Genomic DNA, 21836 nt, shown 5'->3' with positions numbered 1-21836 from the left:
GATGGGATTGCCTCCTTCAATCATTTATGCCGCCGAGAGGACTTGAACCTCCACGGTGTTGCCACCACTAGATTCTGAGTCTAGCGCGTCTACCAGTTCCGCCACGACGACGTTGATTTATGATATTAATATAGCGGGTAACGAACTGAGTTGTCAATCATTTCGCAAGATGTTCCGGACGAACTTCTCAACGACGTCATCATACAAAGCCGGATCCTCGAAATATGCCATCGCGTGTGCGGCATTCGGAATAACGACCAGTTCCTTTTCCGTTGGACAGGCTTCGTACAGCTCATACACCATATCTGTCGGTACGAACGTATCCGCACCACCATGAATGAAGAGAATCGGAACCTGTGCCTTTTTGACCTGTTTCAGCGCTGATGCTTCACGGAACGTATAACCTGCCTTTAGCTTCGTTAATACGCTCGTCATCCCTAAAAACGGGAAGTGTGGTAGTCGATACATCCGCTTCATCTGATACGCAAGAACAGCATTGACGGACGTATAGGCACAATCAGAAATGATTCCTTTGATTTGTGGTGGAAGTTGTTCGCCACTCGTCATCAATACGGTCGCCCCTCCCATCGACACACCATGTAAGAACAGTTTCGCATCCTGTCCAATCCGTTCAATCAGATAGTTCGACCAACTGAGACAATCTTCCCGATCATGCCATCCGAATCCGATATAATGACCGTCACTCATTCCGTGTCCTCGATTATCGGGCATCATGACATGGAAACCGGCCTGATGGTACAGATAGGCGAATCCGGCTAAATCCGTTCCGACGCCTCCGTATCCATGCACGAGAATGACAATCCGATCTGACGGAACAGGAGACGGGAGGAAATGTCCGCGCAACGTTAAGCCGTCTTTCGCTTCAATCTCGATCCGCTCGAGCGGCTGCTCCTTGATCCATGTCTGTCCAGGTTGCATCAACCGGACCATCTCATCACTCAAATCCCGATTATTCGATAAGAACGGCTTCGGATTCGTGGCGATTGCCATCTCATAAAAATAATAACTCGCTGCTACTAATCCGGATCCGATGACTCCGATTCCAATTTTTGTTCTGCGACGCATCTGCCCCACTCCTTCTTTCCGTTATAGCTCGATCTTCAGTTGAGCAGCATGGTCATCCTCTTCATCCTGCAAGACTTGTTGACGTAATCGTTGTTCCTGTTGCTGACGCCGGTAGGCAAACTCTTGGACAAGCTCTGTACCCGTGAATCCATCTTCTACGAGTTCGCTCAATAAATCCGTTTCTATCTCGACGACTTCCCCCGGACGACGCATGACGAGAACATCTCCGACTTGTGCAATCAGCAATTCATCTTCTAGACGAAGTGCATCGTAAAACGGTTCCGGTAACGTCATTCGACGTGTCTCCGGGTTAATATGGACGCGTTTATAAACGCCTAATGCTTGAAACTTACGACGTGCCATTGCGTGCTCTCCTTTTTAGTTGAACGTAATATCGATTCGTGAATCTTTTCCTTGAATACGAACCACACCTGTCGCTCCATTGATTAACGTCAACTGCGGTGGCTGATGACCGATGTCAAGATCATATAAGACTGGTAAGCCTGTTTCATCCGCTAGATAGTGATACACGTCTAGCCATGTCAGATCTTCAGTAATCCTTGCAGATGTACGCCCGAATAAAAAGCCAGCCGCATGGTCGAACCATCCAGCATACGCCATTTGTCGAAGCGTCCGATGCACCTCTGCAGAACTCGCTTCAGATACCTCAAAGTACCAGAGAATCGGTTCTCCGTTGATCTCTTCACGCTGAAAACGACGCACATCTCCGTACGGTGTCCCTATCAGATGGCGAATCGTCTCCAGACAGCCACCAAGTAACCGTCCGGTCACTTCTGTTCGCTCATCAAGTGCTTTCCATTCCGTCGCTTCCGTTAACTGAAATAATGAACCTGCTGGACGTTCTTCATCAGTCCACTCGGATTGATAACGATCGGAAGCCCACTGTGTGACGGTTCCTCCAGTTGGCGTCGCGAGCACCCGTCGCCAGGCACTTGTCGTCTCATCCCACTCTTCACTTCGAAGCTCAACGAAATTCGGACCATGCGCTGTCGCAATTCCTGTCTGAAGCGTCAGACTGAGCAATAACGTACTGATATCGGAATAGCCAAGCAACCATTTTGTTTGGTAAGTAGCTGGCGTCAACTCGGGTAAAAGATCAATGGCGCGTTCCCCACCAAATGGCGGGATGACGGCATCAATCGTCTCATCCGTCATCATGTGATTCAATTCCTCAGCCCGTTGTTTGACCGGTGCACTTTCAGCAAGTTGATGCGACCAAATCGTTTCGCCCAAACGGACGTTCATTTGCCGTGCTTGTACCTGTTCAACTGCTCGTTCGACCCATTCCTGTTGCTGTTCACGTAATCCGGAGGAGGGCGCCGTCACTCCGATCGTTTGACCTGTCCAACCTAAAAATGGATATTTCATGGTGACCCCCTATAATGTCTTAGTGTGAAAAAATCTTCTCGTCAAAATATGAGTTCATTATACCGTTCTTATGCAGCATTACCAACTTTTATCCTGTTAGAACGCTGTAATACGAACAAAAACACGATTCTGTACAAGCGACCTGAATGAACAAGTCGCCTAGACAAAATCGCGTTTGTATCCTTCATTAACTTGATGCTGATAGTTCAGCGTTTTCCTCTTGCGTGAACGCACGGGAGCGTGTCAAAAAACGTTTCCCTTCGACACCCTCAAGAGAGAACATTCCGCCTCGACCATCCACGACATCAATGATGAGTTGGGTATGTTTCCAGTACTCATATTGATCTTCATGAATATAAAACGGACAACCACCGATCTCTCCTAGTTTTTTATCCTGATCTCCCAGGAATAAATCGCCTTGCGCAAAACACATCGGGGAACTGCCATCGCAACAACCACCAGATTGATGAAACATCAACGGACCGTGTTTTTCTCTCAACTGGTCGATCAACTCAAGACAAGCTGCTGTCGCCTGAACACGTTCCACCATTTGCATCCACGTCCTTTCCGACTTAGAAGAAACCGAGTTTATTCGGGTTGTAGCTAACGAGTAGGTTTTTCGTTCGTTGGTAATGGTTGAGCATCATCTTATGGTTCTCGCGTCCGATACCTGACATTTTGTAACCACCAAACGCCGCGTGAGCTGGATATTGGTGATAACAGTTCGTCCAGACGCGCCCTGCTTCGATCGCACGACCAAACCGATAAGCACGGTTCATGTCACGTGTCCAGACGCCGGCACCAAGACCATATAACGTATCATTCGCAATTTCGAGTGCTTCTTCTTCCGTCTTGAATGTCGTGACCGATAGAACCGGTCCGAAAATTTCTTCTTGGAAGATGCGCATCTTATTGTGGCCTTTGAAGATCGTTGGTTGGATGTAATATCCTTCTGCGAGATCTCCTTCGAGCATGTTGCGCTCTCCACCGATTAGACACTCTGCGCCTTCCGACTTACCGATTTCAAGATACGAAAGAATTTTCTCCATCTGTTCGTTCGAAGCTTGAGCACCCATCATGACGTCGACATCAAGAGGATTTCCGATTTTGATGGCTTTGACGCGCTCTAGAACACGTTCCATGAACGGTTCGTAAATCGATTCTTGAATCAAGGCACGCGACGGACACGTACAGACTTCCCCTTGGTTCAACGCGAACATCAATAATCCTTCGATTGCTTTATCGAAGAATGCATCGTCTGCCTGCATGATATCTTCAAAGAAGATGTTCGGTGATTTCCCACCGAGTTCGAGTGTGACCGGAATCAAGTTCTGCGAAGCGTACTGCATGATCAAACGTCCTGTCGTCGTCTCACCCGTAAAGGCGATTTTGGCGATTCGTTTGCTTGAAGCGAGCGGTTTCCCTGCCTCAAGACCAAATCCATTGACGATGTTGAGCACACCTGGTGGAAGTAAATCTTCGATGATCTCAACGAGTACCATGATGCTCGCTGGTGTTTGTTCTGCTGGTTTTAAGACAACACAGTTTCCTGCTGCGAGAGCTGGTGCTAATTTCCAGACAGCCATCAGGAGCGGGAAGTTCCACGGAATGATTTGACCGACGACGCCAAGTGGCTCATGGAAGTGATACGCAACCGTATCTTGATCGAGTTCGCCAACCGAACCTTCTTGGGCACGAATGACCCCAGCGAAATAACGGAAGTGGTCGATCGCGAGCGGTAAATCGGCGTTAAGTGTCTCACGAACGGCTTTTCCGTTCTCAAGTGTTTCCGCATAAGCGAGCATCTCGAGGTTTTCTTCCATTCGATTGGCGATCTTATTTAAAATATTCGAACGTTCGGTTACAGATGTTTTTCCCCATGCTTCTTTTGCCGCATGTGCTGCGTCAAGAGCGAGTTCGATATCTTCCTTTGTAGAACGAGCGACTTGGCACAACACCTTACCAGTAACAGGTGTCACATTATCAAAATATTCTCCCCCGACAGGTGCCGTCCACTTTCCATTGATGTAATTTTCATACCGTTCCTTGTACTGTACTTTTGACCCTTGCTTGTTCGGAATGTCATAAATCATGCGTTATTTCCTCCCTCAACTAAAATGGTCAAGCAGTGAGACGGATGCTTGTATGCGCTTACATTTTAATATAGGCTAAAACAGTCCCCTCGATACCATCGTATCAAAATTATATGAAAAGTCAAAAAATTCAGGTAACTATTTGTGATTTTTTTCGAAAAAAAACATCTCCATTTTCGGGAGATGCTTTGTCGGTCAAGACCGTGTCGGATCGATTCCATCTTCTTGATCAGACGGTGTATCGGAACTACCAAAGTCACTTACTTTCGAGAATCCGTCCGTATCACCGTCGATGTCTTTCCCGCGAGCTGTGACAGATGGATCTAGTACATCTTCTTCGCTTGGTCGCGAATTCGGATCGTTCTCGTTTTGTTCTGCTTCTTCTTTTGCATGCTCAATGCATAATCGGGTTTCTGGAATGATATCAAGACGTTCGAATTCAATCTCTTTTCCACAGACTTCGCAAATGCCATACGTTCCGTCCTCGATTGCTTTTAAGGCGCGATCCACATCCGATAGCATATCCTCTTGCATATCCGTGATTGCTTGATCACGTTCCCGCAAGAACAATTCATCGCCGGAATCGGCAGGATGATTATCGTAACTCGACAGTTCACCTTCATCGTAATCGGTATCGCGTTGTTCGATGTTTGATGTCGTCTTTTCTTTTTCCTTCAATAACCGTTGCTTGAATTCTTCCGTCTGTTGTTTAGATAACATGATTGTTCGACTCCCCTTCGTTAGAACCTCTGTTAAGAATGTAGCCTATTCGAAGAAGAATTAAACCATCACGAACATTTATAAGACCGAATTGATCCATGAAGATCACAGATAACCGTCATGCATTCATTCCCATCGTTAAAACAAATCTGATGTGATCGTCCGTTCTTGGATGTCGTGATGTCATCAATCCACAGTTGCGAAGCATCTGCTGAAGACAGCATCGCGATTTTGTCGCGAATCATGAATAAATCAAACGGTAACAGATTCAAGGATTGAATCGTCAAACCATGTTTACGGAAGAGTGGATCAAGCTGATATTGCGAGAGACTGTACAAACACTTCTCGGCCCCACCAATCAACAACTGAATCGAATGGGAGGGTTCATGACTATCGATTCGCTCCTTGTGCAGGATAATTCGTCCTCGAACACCAGACTCATTGAAAATTCGTTGCGTATCCTCTTGTGAAAGGCGTGGTCCACCTTCCTTCACCTTTAAGACGATATGAGCGAATTCTGCGAAATCCGGTTTTCCGATTTCAAGCGCTGGGATATGACGAACTTCTTCACGTTCAATGATTTCAATCAAGTCACGCTCGACTTGGATGCTGACCGTATCTGTTGAAAAGACACGGACGTCGATCACGAATTGATCAAGTACCGCATTTACTTCGATCGTATACGTTAAATCTAGGTTTTTTTCTTGCTCAACCAACAATCGATTCAAGATGAGTTGATGCAATAAATGGACTGGTGTACGTGAAGAAAACTGACTCGAATAAATCAAATGTTTTGGTCCGGTTCCTTTTGTAGTTTTTGGTCGTGCTCCGTTTAATCTATATACATTCACTTTATAATTCAACATATGATCACCTTCTCTTACCTGAAAAATCGGAATAGAGATGTTCCGTTCATATAGCGTACAATGTATTTTATTCGCTAAATATTCGTTTTCGAATATTCCAAATTTAATATACAAATTGTAATCAAATTGTGATAGCAAGATTTTTAGAAACTGCTTATTTTGTCGATACCATGACATATTTAAATCGCAAACTAAGAACACCCTTCACAGATGTGAAAGGTGTTCGGCTTACAGAGTTATTCATTCTTAAGCAATCGAGTTGAGTTGTTGTTGCATCGCTTCATAATGTTCAACGATCCGAGATCCAAGTGGATCCGTTGCTGACAGTTGTAGATATGCGTTCAGCGCATCTTCGATTCCATGTTTCGTAATATACGCATTTAATTCTGAAGATTCTGAATCATTTGGATCGAAATAGGTCAGGGCTGCTGCGATCCCACGTGCTAATCCATCTGCTTCAATCCCACGCTCCATCAATTCCTTTGCTGGTTTGACAAGTCGGTCACTTGGACTCAATTTACGAATCGGTGAACGGGCGACACGAATGATTTCATCATGAATTCGCGGGTTTTCAAAGCGTTTCATATTCTTTTGGATGTACGCACTATGATCGACCGGATTAAAGCCGTACTTTTCAAGTAACAACCACCCTGTTTCGTAAAGTGCCGTCTGGACACCCCGACGGATGCGTGGATCTGTTAGACTTTCAGCGATCGTCTCTTTATGAAATAGTGCTCCGAGGTATGAAGCAATTGCATGTCCCGTGTTGACAGTGAACAGCTTCCGCTCGATGAACGGTTCGATATCCTCGACATAGGTGACGCCTTCGATCCGTGGATAGGCTTCCGGTAGTCCAGTCGTTTCGATCACCCATTCGAAGAATTCTTCCACTTCGACGTACAACGGATCTTCGTGATGCTGAAGTGGCACGATCCGATCAACTGCTGCATTCGGGAAATACCAATTCTCCGCTACCGGTTGATGTTTCGCCACCTCTGTTTGTAAGTGTTTTGACCCCCCAATCATGTTTTCACAGGCAATGACGTAGACAGGTGTCTGTTGATCCCGTTGACGTAACCCTTCCGCGATCAAAGGAGCTACTTTCGACAACAAACTCGGTCCGACAGCTGTCGTGATTACATCTGCTTCACGAATCGCTGCAACGACCTGATCTGGTTCAGATAAACTGTTAAGTGCCGTCACGCCGTCGACCCGTTCACGCCCTCCTCTTTCAGAGGCATAACCCACCTCATAGGTATGTCGTGTTTTTAATGCATCGACGACTGTCGTATTGACATCTACGAAGCATACTTCGTAACCCGTCTTGACGAGTTGTAAGCCAATGAATCCTCGTCCGATATTACCGGCACCAAAATGGATGGCTTTCATCATTACACCTCCGCTGTCAATAACGCGATGATTTCTTCTTTTGATGTCGCTGCTACGATGCGCTCTACGTTCTCCTCATCGGAGCAAATGACTGCGATATTCGATAACAACTCGAGGTGTTCATCACCGACGCCAGCAATGCCGATAACGAGTCGTGCTTGTTCCGTTCCGAACGCTACGCCTTGCGGTACTTGTAGAATCGATAGCCCCGTTTTCTTGACCTGTGATTTAGCCGACTCTGTTCCGTGTGGAATCGCGACATGGTTGCCAATGTAGACCGTTGATAAGGCATGACGTTCCTGCATTGAATCGATATACCCCGCTTCGACATATCCGTGATCGACGAGGAGTTGACCGGCAGCCGTGATGGCTGCCGTCTCGTCTGCGAATTGTTGATCAAGTAATACAAGTTCCGGTGAAAGGTTCATTGTCGTTGTCATGTTTATTCCTCCTTGAGTGTCTTTATCTTTATCTTTAAGAAATCTTATTCCGTGCTGTTTCGATCTCGTGGACGAGTTGATCATAATATCCGGCATTCAGGAAGTTATCGACTGACCGGTGTTCTGCCGATGGTACCTGTTCCTTTGCCCGCTCCGTCAAATCACGGTGTGTGATGATCAGTTCAGCGTTTGGTGGAAGTTGGCTGATCGACGTATTCGTCACTTTGATGGGTAAGCCCGCCTTATTGATTTTATTGCGAAGAACGGATGCACCCATCGCACTCGATCCCATACCAGCGTCACAAGCGAAAATGATATGTTCGACTTCCGCAAGTGGTTTTGCATCAGCTGAAACGAGTGATGAGGCAATTGATTGTTTTCCTTTCATCGCACTGACGTTCGCGCTTGCCTCTTCAAGCGACGTTTCTTTTGCCTTGCTAGTTTTTAGCAGGACAGTCGAGACAATAAATGTCACAGATGCTGAAACAAGTACACCTGCAATCAATCCGACGTAAGAACCGCGTGATGCCATTGCGAGGACCGCGATGATACTACCAGGTGAAGCGGGTGCGACTAATCCGACATCAAACAGGACGAAAGTGAGGATACCACTCATGCCACCTGCAATCATCGCAAGCAACAAGACTGGCTTCATCAAGACGTATGGGAAATAGATTTCGTGAATTCCACCGATGAATTGGATAAATGCTGCACCGGGTGCTGTCTTCTTCGCTGCACCAGAACCGAAGAACGAGTATGCAAGTAACAATCCAAGACCTGGACCTGGGTTGGCTTCGAGTAAGAACAGAACTGATTTACCCGCCTCATTTACTTGGTCGAGACCAAGCGGGCTTAAAATACCGTGGTTGATCGCATTATTTAAGAACAAGATTTTTGCCGGTTCGATGAACAAACTCGCTAGTGGTAACAAATGTGCGCTGACGATTGCACCAACTCCTGCGGCCATGATGTCGTCAAGACCTGTCATGAGTGGTCCGAATACTTTGAATCCACCGAGCATCAACAAACCACCGATGATTCCGACTGAGAAGTTATTGACGAGCATCTCGAGACCTGGTTTGACTTTTCCTTCAATTAACTGATCGAACTTTTTGATGACGTATCCACCAAGTGGTCCCATGATCATGGCACCGAGGAACATCGGAATCTCTGTTCCGACGATAACCCCCATCGTCGCAAGCGTCCCGACAACGCCTCCCCTGACGTCATGCATTAACTTCCCGCCCGTGTATCCAATCAGCAACGGTAAGAGATAGGTGATTGTCGGACCGACAAGTTCCCCGAGTTCCTTATTCGGTGCCCATCCAGTCGGGATGAAGAGTGCCGTGATGATCCCCCAAGCGATGAATGCACCGATGTTCGGCATGACCATACCGCTTAAAAAGCTACCGAACCGTTGAACTTGTACACGGATACCCCGTGCTCCATTTTGAGCTGTCGCCATTGCGTTAGCCTCCATTTCGTGTATGAGTTGATAAGATGATTGCTTTGCTATGCCCTTATTTTAAGATCATTGCAAGCGCTTACTCAATCTTTCCTAGTTCAGTCTTTGTCCAAGAAGTTGGACAGACTGGAAAGAAGCCTGCCTGATCCAAGAAAAAATCCCTGCCACTTCAAAGATCGAGTGACAGGGGTTTTTCAAGTATTGCCTAGGAATTGATCAATTACCGTTCGAAACGTTCGATTTAAAAGCAGACGAATTGCATGTTCCTCTCCGAACTCAAATTGATCCATTTGTTCGGGACTTTCAATGATTGCGGCACTAATCGAACTGAGTAATTCAAGCAGTTCGTTTGAGGTCTCTTCCGGTGCGACAAGGACAAGAAGCCTTTCGACAGATTGCAACTGTTGATCCATCCCGAGTAAGTCGATTGGTTCAGGCAATTCAAAAATAAGAAATCCTCCTCTTTGAATTGTCGCATCACGTCCGTGGAATAAAGCAAGCCGTGTTCCTGGAATACCAAGACCCGACATCTCATGACGACGCAACAATTGCGCCGAGAGTGAAACAGCTGATTTTGCTAATCCTTGGTCGACCATGCGTGTGCTGATCTCAAATAATAACGATTCAATCCCATCGTCCACACGCTCCAACCGTTCCATTTGAAATCCGTTCGACACTTGAATCGACGATGCAACGAGCCGATGCAATTGCTCGAGATCGAGCCATTCTGTTTTCGTCTGCCGTGGTTCTGGTTGGAAGGATTTTGGTAAGGCAAGAATCAATTTTCGGATCCGTTCGACCTCATCCTGAGGGAGCAACGGGTTGACAAGAAGATGTGGTGGGCGGATGTCAGGCAACGGCACGGTCGATAAAACGAAGTCATACGATTCAATCGGTAACCGTTCAATGCCAAACAGTGACGAGTTATCGATATGTTCAAGTTCAGTAAATTCTTGCCGTAACCGATTCATCAATAACTTTGAAGAGCCGAGTCCAGCAGAGCAGACGACTAAAACCCGATATGGTAGTTTAGGTGTCGGTTTGCTGAGAACAGCCCCGAAATGCATGACCCAAAATGCTAAATCTACGTCTTCAAATGTCGCATCTGTGAAGATCGATAATGCTGCTTGTTTGACCGCATCGAACAGACGTGGATATTCCCGTTCAATTTGTTTGATGACATAGGACGGATTAACGCTATTTTGACGCGTATAGGATTGTATATGCGAAACGAGCCCCCGCTCCAAAGCATGATCTTTCGTAAAGTTCGTTCCATACAATAAGGAGACATGTTCAATCAATCGTTTCACACGGAGGCGCGTGACGAGTTCTTCCGTATCTCCTGCGTCCGATTGAAAGAAAGCACGCAATTCTTCTGATAACCATTGGCGTTCGGCAATCGACAATGTGTCAGGTAATCGCTCTTCGACGCGTTCCACCCATTTGAGGATTTCGACCGGATACGCTTTTAACTCGTAACGCATCGGAAACTGATCTTTTCGTAACGCTTGTAAAGCTAAGCTGAGTGTCGCACGCATGATTTGTCGGTCATTGAGACGCCCTTCTTTCGTCAACGGTGCAATGACTGCATACGCTTGATTGATCATCTCAAGCCATGATGTTCGGTTCATTTGTAACAGATGAGGTAATTGCCCGGCGTCGCCTTGCAACAACCGATAGAAAGCAAGAACATCCCATTGCGTAAAGATCAATGAAATCAGTAAACGGCGTTTGTTGATTTCTTCGCCGATGACTTCGGCACCAATACCTTTTTTGCGCTTGATTTCAAGGTCATATTGTAGAAACCACTCATCAATCCGCTCTAAATCCTGGCTAACCGTGCTCGGAGCCACATACATCGCATGGGCGATTGCCTGTAATTTGACCATCCCTTCTTCTTGTAGTAGCCGATACGCTAACTCGACTTGGCGATCTTCAGCGTTCGGTAATTGTTTATGTGACAACAAGAGTTGGTCCCGTAATGCATGTTTGGCTTCGTCCGTTCCCTCAATCAAGAGACCTCTGCCGCGAACATATGTCAAACGCAAATCATGATCTTCTAAAGACTGGGCAAGACGATCGCGTTCACGTTGAATCGTTCGATCCGATGTCTCGAGCGTTTCCGCAATCTCTTGTATTTGAACAGGTTCCTCGCGTGATAAGAGGAAAAATAAGATATCATGTTCACGTGGTGTAAATTCAGTCATGCAGCCTCACTCTTTTCTGCCAAGATTCGAGGATGACGTCATATGCAGTCGGATCAAGAATCCGATCGACTGGATGAACCGAACAATGTGTTTTCCATACGTGTCGATGGACGAGTTGCGCTTCTCCGACGATAAAAGCTGCTTGATCAGGTAGTTCTGCGATCCGACATGTCTTGACGTCTGTCGTAATACCGCATTCAAGTAAGCGCTTTTTTAAAATCGTAGCCCCCATGATACTACTCGCCATTCCACTCTCGCATACGAAATAGATGATTTCTGAATTCATCTGTCATACCTCCTCTTCATTTTATAAGAATAGCAGAAATATTTTCGGTGTTTCACCTTGAAACAAAATCAATAGTTATTTTTGAACTGGCAGATTTCTTTGCCAAACACAAAAAAGCCTGGATTTCCGATGTTGCCAGAAAATCCAGACGATGTGATTTAGCCTGTTTGTTGCATTGCTTTTAAATATTGTCCAACGGCTTCTGCTACTTCACGACCTTCGCGAATCGCCCAGACGATCAATGATTGACCACGTCTTGCGTCACCTGCGGCAAATACTCCTGGACGGTTCGTCGCGTAACGAATCGTCTTGATTTTCCCACGTTCCGAGGCGACTGCTAAATGTTCGAGTACGTTCTCTTCGACACCACTGAATCCAATGGCAATCCAGACTTGATCGACTGGGAAGTAACGATCGCTCCCTTTGATCTCCTCAAAGATCACCGCACCCGATTCATTTTTTGTTTTCGTCGTCTGAATCGTCCAGACACCGGTGACTTGACCCGATTCACTTGTCGTGAATCGCTTGATGGCGATCAAGTATTCACGGGGATCCCGACCGAATTGTTGGAATGCTTCCGCATATCCATAATCAATCGAATAAAGCAAAGGTGTATCCGGCCACATGTTTCCTGTTGCACGTGTCGTATCCGGTTGTTCATGCTTGCCGAATTGGACGACGGAGCGGCAGCGTTGACGGAGCGCCGTCGCTACACAGTCCGCTCCGGTATCGCCGCCACCAATGACGAGAATATCCTTATCTCTCGCATCGTGATCAGGAGACAACGGTTCTTGCGAGAGCACGTGACGTGTCACCCCTGTCAAATAATCCATCGCATAACCAACTCCACGCGTTGGCGCATCCGTTAATTTGCGTGGTTCCGTCGCGCCGACACATAAGATAACGGCGTCATACTCCGCTTCAAGTGTCTCGAGCGTGATATCTGCACCGATCGTGACGTTCGTCCGGAAGTGGATTCCTTCTGCTTCAAGCAAATCAACACGGCGCTGTACGACCTCTTTATCGAGTTTCATGGCTGGTATACCGTACGTGAGTAATCCGCCAATCCGATCTTCCCGCTCATAGACCGTCACTTGGTGACCGGCTTGATTCAGCTGATCGGCAGCCGCAAGACCGGCAGGACCAGATCCAACGATGGCAATCGAACGTGTCGATCGTATTGCTGGAATTCGGGGCACGACCCATCCTTTTTCGAAGCCAATGTCGATGATCGCCCGTTCGATATCTTTAATCGCGACCGCAGGTTCATGAATCGACAACGTACACGACCCTTCACATGGCGCCGGGCAGACGCGACCCGTGAATTCCGGGAAATTGTTCGTCTCAAGAAGGCGATCGAGTGCCTCTTGAAAACGTCCTTCTTCTACGAGCAAGTTCCATTCTGGAATCAAGTTATAGACTGGACAACCAATCTTCACTTGATCAAATACTTCCCCTACATGGCAAAACGGGGTGCCACAATCCATACATCGACTTGCTTGTTGACTCGCTTCTGCTTCCGTCAAAGCCGTCTTATATTCCTTAAAATCACCCACTCGTTCGCTTGGGTGTCGTTCCGTTCCACCCGAACGAGCAACTGTCATGAATTGATCGCGTCGTTTCATCGTACCCCTCCTGTTCTGCGCCCTAGATGTGTCTCGAATGCGAGCAACATCGCTTCTTCGGTGTTGTGTCCTTGTTTAGCGAAATCAGCCATCAACGTTGTCACTTTCTCATACGTCGAAGGAATGACGCGGATGAACGAATGAATGACATGATCCCAGTTCGCTAGAATCGCATCTCCCTGCTCACTTCCGGTCCGTGCGACGTGCCGCTCGATGAACGTCTTCAGTCGCGCAATCTCTTCGACATGCGTGACAGGTCCCGTCGAGACGAGTTCGCGGTTGACACGTTGTAAAAATTGTTCAGGATTACGCGGCAAGACATAGGCGACACCACCTGACATACCGGCAGCAAAGTTTTTTCCGACATCGCCAAGTACTACGACGGATCCACCGGTCATATACTCGAGTCCATGGTTGCCGATTCCTTCGACGACGGCGACGGCTCCACTGTTTCGAACCGCAAATCGCTCACCTGCCTGACCGTTGACATAAAGTTCTCCACTTGTCGCCCCGTAAAGTGCGACATTACCAATGATCGATTGATCGGACGAGACGAACGAAATCGAACGTGGAGGATGAACGGCGATGATACCCCCGGACAACCCTTTTCCTACATAATCATTTGCTTCTCCCGTGACATCAAGCGTCATACCACGTGGGAGATACGCACCTAAACTTTGCCCGGCAGATCCCTGCAGTTCAAGTTTCAATCGATCCGTCGGAAGACCAAGTGCCCCAAATCGTCTGGTCAGCATTGCACCGGTCTGCGTGCCAATCGCACGGTCTGTATTTTGAATCGTTAAACGTAGTGTCTGTGGCTGACTGAAATCTGCCTCCTCCAAATACGGCGAGATTTCACGAGCGTCAAAGGAACGCTCAACGTGATGCTGTTGTTGTTCAGCCGGACCGTGTGACACATGAACGAGGAGACGAGAGAAATCAAGACTTTTCGCCTTCCAATGCGTTCGTTGTCGTTCCGATGGTTCGAGTAAATCCGTACGCCCTACGAGATCTTGCAACCGTCTCACACCTAGCTTTGCTAAATGTTCTCGTACTTCCTCAGCGATAAATGTCATGAAATGGACGACATCATCGGCAGATCCGGTAAATTTCTTGCGGAGCTCTGGATCCTGTGTCGCGACACCAACAGGACACGTATCGAGATGACAAGCACGCATCATGATACAGCCGACAGCGATAAGTGGTGCTGTCGCAAATCCATATTCATTCGCTCCTAGCATTGCTGCGAGGATGACATCACGACCGGTCAATAGCTTTCCGTCCGTCTCGAGAACGACACGCTCGCGTAACCCGTTTAATGTCAACGTTTGATGTGTTTCAGCAAGACCAAGTTCCCATGGCAGTCCGGCATGTTGAATACTCGTCTTAGGTGAGGCGCCCGTTCCGCCGTCATGACCACTGATGACGATAACATCTGCTAACCCCTTCGCAACGCCAGCAGCAATCGTTCCAACGCCTCCTTTGGCGACGAGTTTGACGCTAATCCGGGCTTGATCGTTCGCACGTTTTAAGTCATGAATCAACTGGGCTAAATCTTCAATTGAATAGATATCATGGTGTGGAGGTGGGGAGATCAATCCAACACCAGGTGTTGATGCACGCACACGTGCGATCCATGGATAGACTTTTTCACCAGGCAATTGACCACCTTCACCAGGCTTCGCACCTTGTGCCACCTTGATTTGTAATTCGTCGGCATGTACCAGATAATGACTCGTCACTCCAAAACGACCAGAGGCGATTTGTTTGATTCGGCTCATCCGGAAATCGCCATTTTCATCGTGTTCGTATCGCTCTTCTTCCTCCCCACCTTCACCACTGTTACTTTTTCCACCTAAGCGGTTCATCGCAATCGCGAGTGTCTCATGCGCTTCTTTTGATAACGAGCCGTATGACATTGCACCTGTTTTAAAGTATTTGACGATTTCGCTAATGGGCTCGACTTCTTCGATCGGGATTGCCGTCGTCTCCTTGAATGTCAACAGATGTCGTAGCACCGTTGCTGGTTCCTCCTGAATGCGTTGTGCGTACTTTTGATAGAGCCGGTAATCATTTGTGCGGCATGCGTGTTGCAGCAAATGAATCGTCGCTGGATTAAACGCATGATGTTCTCCTGCTTGACGGTACCGGAAGACACTGCCGGACTCTAAATGAATCCGTTCATCTGCAACCTGTTGTGCTCGTCGGACTTCTTCTTCCATCAGCTCAAGCGTCATCCCACTCAATTGAGAGACCGTGCCAGTGAAATGCTGTTCGATGACAGAGCGATCGATTCCGACTGCTTCAAAGATTTGAGCGCCCCGATAACTGAAGATCGTCGAAATGCCCATCTTCGACATGACTTTGACGACGCCTTCCGTGACTGCTTTTTGATAACGTTTGGCTACATCCGTAAAACGATCCCCTACTGCTTCTTCAAGCGTCGCATATGCAAGGTACGGATAAATCGCATCCGCACCATACCCGATCAACGTCGCGACATGATGGACCTCACGAATTTCTCCACCTTCAACGATCAAGCTGAGATTTGTTCGTAATCCCTTACGGATCAGCGCATGATGAATCGCACTCGTTACTAAGAGGATTGGCATCGGTAATGCTCCAGGGCGAACGAGACGATCCGATAACGTCAATAATTCATACCCGTTTTGTGCAGCGGTCACAGCCTCATCAACGATCATGTCAAGCGCTTCTTCAAGCGAGTCGGTGAACGTCGTTGAGATCGTTTTCTGCTTAAGTCCACATTGTTTAAGCACATGGGCTTCGTCTGGTCGCAGGATCGGCGTCTCTAAGCGAACACGACGACAGTTCGCACGGTTCGGCGTCAGCAGCTCCCCTTGTCGACCAAGCCATGTTAGCGTCGAGGTGACGATCTCTTCGCGTAACGCATCGATCGGTGGATTCGTGACTTGTGCGAATAGCTGTTTGAAATAACGGAACAAGGATTGAGGACGTTCACTTAAGACCGCTAGCGGTATGTCCGTTCCCATCGCGCCTATCGGATCCTTTTGTTCTTCGACGAGTGGAATCAAGTATTGATCGATATCTTCACGCGTGTATCCAAAATGCCGCTGTTTCGTTCCAAGTTCAATGAGTGTTTCCTTGAAGTCGTTACTTGAGAGGGAAACGACTTCTTGAGCGAGCCACTCCGCGTAAGGGTGACGTGTCGCTAACTCCCGCTTGATCTCTTCATCTGCGATTAACTGACCGGACGCAAAATCGAGTAAAAGGAGTTCACCCGGTGCTAATCGTTTTTTGTACAAAATGTCTTGTTCACGAAGAGGGAGTACTCCTGCTTCTGACGACAACATGAAATGACCATCGCGTAACAATACATATCGCGCCGGGCGTAAACCGTTTCGGTCAAGCGTCGCACCAATCTGTTTTCCGTTCGTGAAGACGATGGCAGACGGACCATCCCACGGTTCCATCATGCTACTGTGATACTCATAGTACGCGCGCTTCGCCGGTCTGATTTCGGCATGTTCGAATGGTTCCGGCACGAGCATCAGTGCTGTCTCAGCGAGAGAAAGACCTGACAGATGAAGAAACTCAAACGCATTATCAAGCATTGATGAGTCGCTACCTGTCTCATCCAATATCGGCAACACTTCCTCTGCCCGATTACCGTACGTCGTCTCAGCAAGTCGACGTTCTCGACCGCGCATTGCCCGGATGTTTCCTTGCAACGTATTGATTTCGCCATTGTGAATCAAATAACGGTTTGGATGGGCACGTTTCCAACTTGGGAACGTGTTCGTACTAAAACGTGAATGTACAATACCAAAGCCTGACTGATAGCGTTCGTCACGTAAATCATCAAAGTACGCACGTAGTTGATCCGTCGTCACGAGTCCTTTATACACGATTGTTTCACTCGAGCTACTCAAGACGTATTGCTCAAGACCGAGTTGCTCCGATTCACGTTCAAATGCGCGACGAATCAAAAAGAGTGTTCGTTCAAATGTCAATCCTTCCATCGCCTTTGCACCAATGAAACATTGACGAATGACTGGCTCCGTACGACGTGCACCTGATCCAAGCATTTCGGACTGGACGGGTACGGTTCGCCATCCTAAGACGTCTTGCCCTTCCGTCAAAATGATTGACTCTAACGTTCGTTCGAGTCGCATCCGTTCTCGTTCCTCACGTGGCAAGAACATCATGAAAACGCCATAATCCCCTTTTTTAGGGAAGGAAATGTGCCGAACCGTTTCACGAAACAACCGATCTGGTAATTGCGTTAAAATACCCGCCCCGTCTCCAGTCTTCGCATCACTCCCTTGTCCACCACGGTGTTCCATTTGACAAAGCATGGCCAATGCATGTTCAACGATTTCATGACTCGCTCGTCCTGTTTGATGTGCGTAAACCCCGATCCCACACGCATCATGTTCCATACGAGGGTCGTATAAGCCCTGCTGTTCAGGGTATTTATGAAATGTCATAGTAGCACTCTCCTTGCCTTCTTAATTTTCTGTATATTCAGTTAAGTTACACTTTACACCCTTTTATGTTTATTCGCTACTATGCATAATCACCATCTTGATCAATCTCTGGAGATAGAATCACCATATATCAACATTGATAACGCTTACATATACTTGGATATTCATTCAATATTTTTTTTAGTTAAATCCAACACTTTATGCACGTATTGCTTTGCCCGAACATGTGATTCCGTGGTATTTTTATATAGGAACAGCGTTACTGATTACGGAAATAAAGAGAGGAATAATACGATGAAAAAAACAATGCAATGGACGGGACTCTTGATTGCAGGAAGCTCGATTCTATTAAGCGCATGCGGTCAACAAGACGAGAAAGCAACCGCATACGATAAAATCCAAAAAGAAGGCACAATCGTCGTCGCAACAGCAGGTACACTTTACCCGACGTCCTATCATGATGAAAAAAGTAATAAATTGACGGGGTTTGACGTTGAAGTCGTCAAAGAAGTAGCCAAACGGCTTGATTTGAAAGTAAAGTTCAAAGAGATGTCTTTCGACGGTATGTTGACAAGCGTTAATACAGGTCAGGTTGACCTTGCGGCTAACGACATTACGATCACCGATGACCGTAAAGAAAAATTCGCTTTCTCAAAACCATATAAATATACGTATGGTACGGCAATCGTCCGTAAAAGTGATTTGTCAGGCATTAAGTCTTTAGAAGATCTAAAAGGAAAAAAAGCTGCCGGAGAAGCAACAACGACATATATGCAGATTGCTAAAAAATACGGTGCAAAAGAAGTCACTTACGATAATGCGACGAACGATCAATATCTACGAGATGTCTCAAACGGTCGCACAGACGTCATCTTGAATGATTATTACTTGCAAACACTCGCTGTCGATTTCTTCAAAGACTTCGATATCACGATTCATCCGGACATCGCCTATAATCCGAGCCAAGTCGGTTTAATCATGGATTTAGACAATAAAGAACTTCAATCCAACATTAACGAACAACTCGATAAAATGAAGGAAGACGGTACATTAAAAGACATTTCGAAGCAATTTTATGCCGGAAAGAATGTTTCCCAAATGCCTGACGTCAAAACGACGATTGTCGATGTGAACTAACGATGTCATCGATTGATTGGCGGTCCGTCTTCAATCCTGAATTGGCGGTCGATTCGTTTCCATATATTTTAAGTGGACTTGGACAAACATTATGGATTTCTTTGCTCAGCATGGCGATTGGTCTTGGAATTGGGTTAATTCTTGCCCTTTGTCGTCTCTCTCATTTTCGAGTATTGCGTATTGGAGCGAGCGCCTACATCTCATTTATGCGTGGTGTACCCATTCTCGTGCTATTGTTCATGTTGTATTTCGGGCTGCCAGTCATCAATATTCAACTGAACGCGTTGACCGCTGCGATTACTGGTTTTAGTTTAAATAGTGCGGCATACATGGCAGAAATCATTCGTTCTTCCTTACTCTCGATTGATCGTGGGCAGGAAGAGGCAGCGGCGTCCCTCGGTTTATCTAGGTATCGGACGTTTGTTGGCATCATTTTGCCGCAAGCGATTCGAATTGCCATCCCACCGCTTTCGAACGTCTTGCTAGATCTTGTCAAAGCTTCGTCGCTTGCTGCCATGATTACTGTCCCTGAAATTTTTCAAAAGGCAAAAATCGTTGGTGGGCGTGAATTCGACTATATGACCGTCTATTTTGTCGTTGCGTTCATTTACTGGGGTATATGTTCATGTATCGCAGTCATCCAAGAGATTCTCGAACGTCGTTTTGCCCGGTATCTCTGATTTATTATCTCCTATATGGTAATACAAACAGGCGATGGACATGATCCTTCGCCTGTTTGTATTTTCAATTGTTTGATATCTGTTTAGCCTTCTCGACACATCGCTAAAAAATATTCTAATTGTTGCGGCTGAAGCGGTCGATAGAATAGATATCCTTGCAACGTATGACACCCCATCTGTTCGAGCAATGTTGCCTCTTCTTCAAGTTCGATTCCTTCTGCTACGATTGTCATATTTAATCGTTTTCCTAATTGAATGATCGTCTCGATCATCGCTCGTTTCCTTTCAGAATGAATCGCTTCTTGAACGATTTCTTTTGGAATTTTTAATTGATCGAATGGTAGTTCCACGAGTGGTTGCATGGATGAGAATCCAGTTCCAAAATCATCAAGAGTGATTCGAATGCCATACAAATGGAGTGCGTTTAATGTTTCGATAATTTGCTCGGTTCCTTCGATAAAGATATGTTCTGTCATCTCGATTTCAAGTAGTGATGGAGGAAAACCTGTTTGCTTTAATATAGTGAGCACTCGATTCGTAAAATCAGCTTGTCGTAATTCCCACGGTGAAACATTAACCGAAATCGTTAGAGGTTCCTTCCCTTCCTCCAACCAAGCTTTTCCTTGAAGACAGGCTAGACGCATGACCCATCGCCCTAATGTCTCAATAAATCGTGTTCTTTCCGCGAGTGGAATGAACTCAACTGGTGGAACAAGACCGTATTCCGGATGATTCCAACGAATTAAAGCCTCTACACCTGTAATTTGACGCGTTCTCGCATTGACTTGAGGTTGAAATAAAATAAAGAAGTCTCGATCCAATTCTGCATCATATAAATCGCGCGTTAACTGGAGTGCTCGCTTCCGTTCATTTTGTATTGCTAAGTCTGTGATCGCATACGTGTTCTTTCGATTTGCTTTGGCTGTGAATAGTGCAATCTCCGCGTCATTGATGACATGGTCCGTCGATTCATCATTGATATAGGAAACACCAATACTCGCAGTAACATTGATTTGCTTAAAGTCAATTTGTACACGTTCTGATACACTTGATAAAATATCGTCACAGAGGACTCGTGCATCATGATGATAAGGCGCATGCAGTAAAAAAGCACTACCGCTCGCTTTCGCAATCGTACAATCTGAAAAACGATTCATCAATCGTCGACCAATGATGTGTAATGAACGGTCACCAGTTCGATAACCGAATGCATCATTTACTGTTTTGAAATCATCCAAATCCACGAGACAAATCATATCGCCATCTTGTTTTTTCTTATCTACTTCAATGACAAACGAAGAGCGGTTTGGTAAACCTGTCACGGGATCCGTAAATGCTTGTTCCTGTAAACGGGCTAAGTATTCAATATTTCGTTCAAGACGGGTAACATATTGATTATGGATCAGTAAACTAATGATCGTCGCAATCAAGATAAGTCCAATACGCGCGATGTGATCGGATACAAACATCGAAGTGTTTTCAAGTGATGGAGTTTGATACCAAATATAAAGAAGAGAAACCGTCGTGATGCTTGTTGCGTACAGTAGCATCGTTCGGTTGATGACGACTAAGGAAGTTAATATGAATAGAAGGGCACATGCCCAAACTGTCTGGACTCCCCTACCGATGAATGGATGATAAATATATGGAATCAATAAAAAAACGCTAGACATCATATGTGGCTTTAGTCGGTCTGACAATGTACTTTTACCGATGAAGTATTGAACACTCCCAGCACTCGCAATGACAAGTGCACGTATCCAATCCTCCCCTTTTAAACCTTAACTACTAAATGTATTGGCAACGATATATAAAACGGCACCACAACTCGTCAAAATAAAAATGATCATCCCGAACAATTGATAATTTGCCCGAATTTCTCGATGATATTGCTGACTATTGGAAGAACGTCGCTGTGTATTCATCGCCATCCCCTCTTTCAAGTTCCTGTCGTTTATTTTCCTTATCAGAACCAAAATAAAAC

The 21836-nt window shown here is 46.3% G+C and carries 18 protein-coding genes and 1 tRNA gene; 2 read left to right on the top strand and 17 right to left on the bottom strand.

Annotated features, from left to right (window positions below):
* Window positions 1–27: 27 nt before the first annotated feature.
* The 15 genes from Q9R23_RS04325 to gltB all read right to left on the bottom strand — a co-directional run bounded on the left by Q9R23_RS04325 (window position 28) and on the right by gltB (window position 18035).
* Window positions 28–111, bottom strand: a tRNA-Leu gene (locus tag Q9R23_RS04325).
* Window positions 112–153: 42 nt separating this feature from the next.
* On the bottom strand, window positions 154–1086 hold the full coding sequence (locus Q9R23_RS04320) for an alpha/beta hydrolase (RefSeq protein ID WP_029341930.1): 933 nt from the start codon (window positions 1084–1086) through the stop codon (window positions 154–156).
* Window positions 1087–1107: 21 nt separating this feature from the next.
* Window positions 1108–1449 carry a hypothetical protein gene (locus tag Q9R23_RS04315; protein WP_214854271.1) on the bottom strand — a complete coding sequence of 114 codons (342 nt, stop codon included), beginning with the start codon at window positions 1447–1449 and terminating at the stop codon, window positions 1108–1110.
* 15 nt (window positions 1450–1464) lie between these two features.
* Window positions 1465–2475, bottom strand: coding sequence for a S66 family peptidase (locus Q9R23_RS04310; protein ID WP_311246467.1), 1011 nt, complete (start codon window positions 2473–2475; stop codon window positions 1465–1467).
* Window positions 2476–2662: 187 nt separating this feature from the next.
* Window positions 2663–3025: a DUF779 domain-containing protein gene (locus Q9R23_RS04305; RefSeq protein WP_214854277.1), complete on the bottom strand. Its 363-nt coding sequence runs from the start codon at window positions 3023–3025 to the stop codon at window positions 2663–2665.
* A gap of 22 nt (window positions 3026–3047) precedes the next feature.
* The gene (gene adh / locus Q9R23_RS04300) at window positions 3048–4568 is read right to left on the bottom strand and encodes an aldehyde dehydrogenase (RefSeq protein ID WP_290758975.1); all 1521 of its coding nucleotides are present in this window, start codon (window positions 4566–4568) and stop codon (window positions 3048–3050) included.
* A gap of 195 nt (window positions 4569–4763) precedes the next feature.
* A complete protein-coding gene (locus Q9R23_RS04295) occupies window positions 4764–5288 on the bottom strand; it encodes a TraR/DksA C4-type zinc finger protein (protein WP_214854282.1) in 525 nt (174 codons plus the stop codon).
* A 68-nt stretch (window positions 5289–5356) separates the two neighbouring features.
* A complete protein-coding gene (locus Q9R23_RS04290) occupies window positions 5357–6154 on the bottom strand; it encodes a hypothetical protein (protein WP_214854284.1) in 798 nt (265 codons plus the stop codon).
* 246 nt (window positions 6155–6400) lie between these two features.
* Window positions 6401–7543 carry a mannitol-1-phosphate 5-dehydrogenase gene (locus Q9R23_RS04285; protein WP_214854286.1) on the bottom strand — a complete coding sequence of 381 codons (1143 nt, stop codon included), beginning with the start codon at window positions 7541–7543 and terminating at the stop codon, window positions 6401–6403.
* 2 nt (window positions 7544–7545) lie between these two features.
* The gene (locus Q9R23_RS04280) at window positions 7546–7983 is read right to left on the bottom strand and encodes a PTS mannitol transporter subunit IIA (RefSeq protein ID WP_200934376.1); all 438 of its coding nucleotides are present in this window, start codon (window positions 7981–7983) and stop codon (window positions 7546–7548) included.
* Window positions 7984–8017: 34 nt separating this feature from the next.
* On the bottom strand, window positions 8018–9448 hold the full coding sequence (locus tag Q9R23_RS04275; protein ID WP_311246466.1) for a PTS mannitol transporter subunit IIBC: 1431 nt from the start codon (window positions 9446–9448) through the stop codon (window positions 8018–8020).
* A 194-nt stretch (window positions 9449–9642) separates the two neighbouring features.
* On the bottom strand, window positions 9643–11655 hold the full coding sequence (locus tag Q9R23_RS04270) for a BglG family transcription antiterminator (protein WP_311246465.1): 2013 nt from the start codon (window positions 11653–11655) through the stop codon (window positions 9643–9645).
* Complete coding sequence (locus Q9R23_RS04265; protein ID WP_214854292.1) at window positions 11648–11941, bottom strand: PTS sugar transporter subunit IIB; 294 nt, start codon at window positions 11939–11941, stop codon at window positions 11648–11650. The genes Q9R23_RS04270 and Q9R23_RS04265 overlap by 8 nt, the downstream gene beginning before the upstream one ends.
* 158 nt (window positions 11942–12099) lie before the next feature.
* Window positions 12100–13566 (bottom strand): glutamate synthase subunit beta, encoded by a 1467-nt coding sequence (locus Q9R23_RS04260; protein ID WP_311246464.1) that lies wholly within the window; start codon window positions 13564–13566, stop codon window positions 12100–12102.
* On the bottom strand, window positions 13563–18035 hold the full coding sequence (gltB, locus tag Q9R23_RS04255) for a glutamate synthase large subunit (protein WP_311246463.1): 4473 nt from the start codon (window positions 18033–18035) through the stop codon (window positions 13563–13565). Before gltB ends, Q9R23_RS04260 begins: the two co-directional genes overlap by 4 nt.
* Before the next feature lie 294 nt (window positions 18036–18329).
* Here gltB and Q9R23_RS04250 point away from each other — a divergent pair, with 294 nt between their 5' ends.
* Both Q9R23_RS04250 and Q9R23_RS04245 read left to right on the top strand, forming a co-directional pair.
* On the top strand, window positions 18330–19172 hold the full coding sequence (locus Q9R23_RS04250; RefSeq protein ID WP_035407369.1) for a transporter substrate-binding domain-containing protein: 843 nt from the start codon (window positions 18330–18332) through the stop codon (window positions 19170–19172).
* Window positions 19173–19174: 2 nt separating this feature from the next.
* The gene (locus Q9R23_RS04245; protein WP_290784344.1) at window positions 19175–19852 is read left to right on the top strand and encodes an amino acid ABC transporter permease; all 678 of its coding nucleotides are present in this window, start codon (window positions 19175–19177) and stop codon (window positions 19850–19852) included.
* Window positions 19853–19935: 83 nt separating this feature from the next.
* Here the strand turns inward: Q9R23_RS04245 and Q9R23_RS04240 are convergent, their stop codons facing one another.
* Together Q9R23_RS04240 and Q9R23_RS04235 are read right to left on the bottom strand one after the other, a co-directional pair.
* Window positions 19936–21525 (bottom strand): putative bifunctional diguanylate cyclase/phosphodiesterase, encoded by a 1590-nt coding sequence (locus tag Q9R23_RS04240; protein ID WP_311246462.1) that lies wholly within the window; start codon window positions 21523–21525, stop codon window positions 19936–19938.
* Window positions 21526–21633: 108 nt separating this feature from the next.
* Window positions 21634–21777 (bottom strand): hypothetical protein, encoded by a 144-nt coding sequence (locus Q9R23_RS04235; protein ID WP_311246461.1) that lies wholly within the window; start codon window positions 21775–21777, stop codon window positions 21634–21636.
* Window positions 21778–21836 lie beyond the last annotated feature (59 nt).

Origin of the sequence: Exiguobacterium sp. BRG2 (genome assembly GCF_031844245.1) — a bacterium.
In the GTDB taxonomy this organism is placed as follows: domain Bacteria; phylum Bacillota; class Bacilli; order Exiguobacteriales; family Exiguobacteriaceae; genus Exiguobacterium_A.
This window is presented reverse-complemented; position numbering and strand designations above follow the sequence as displayed.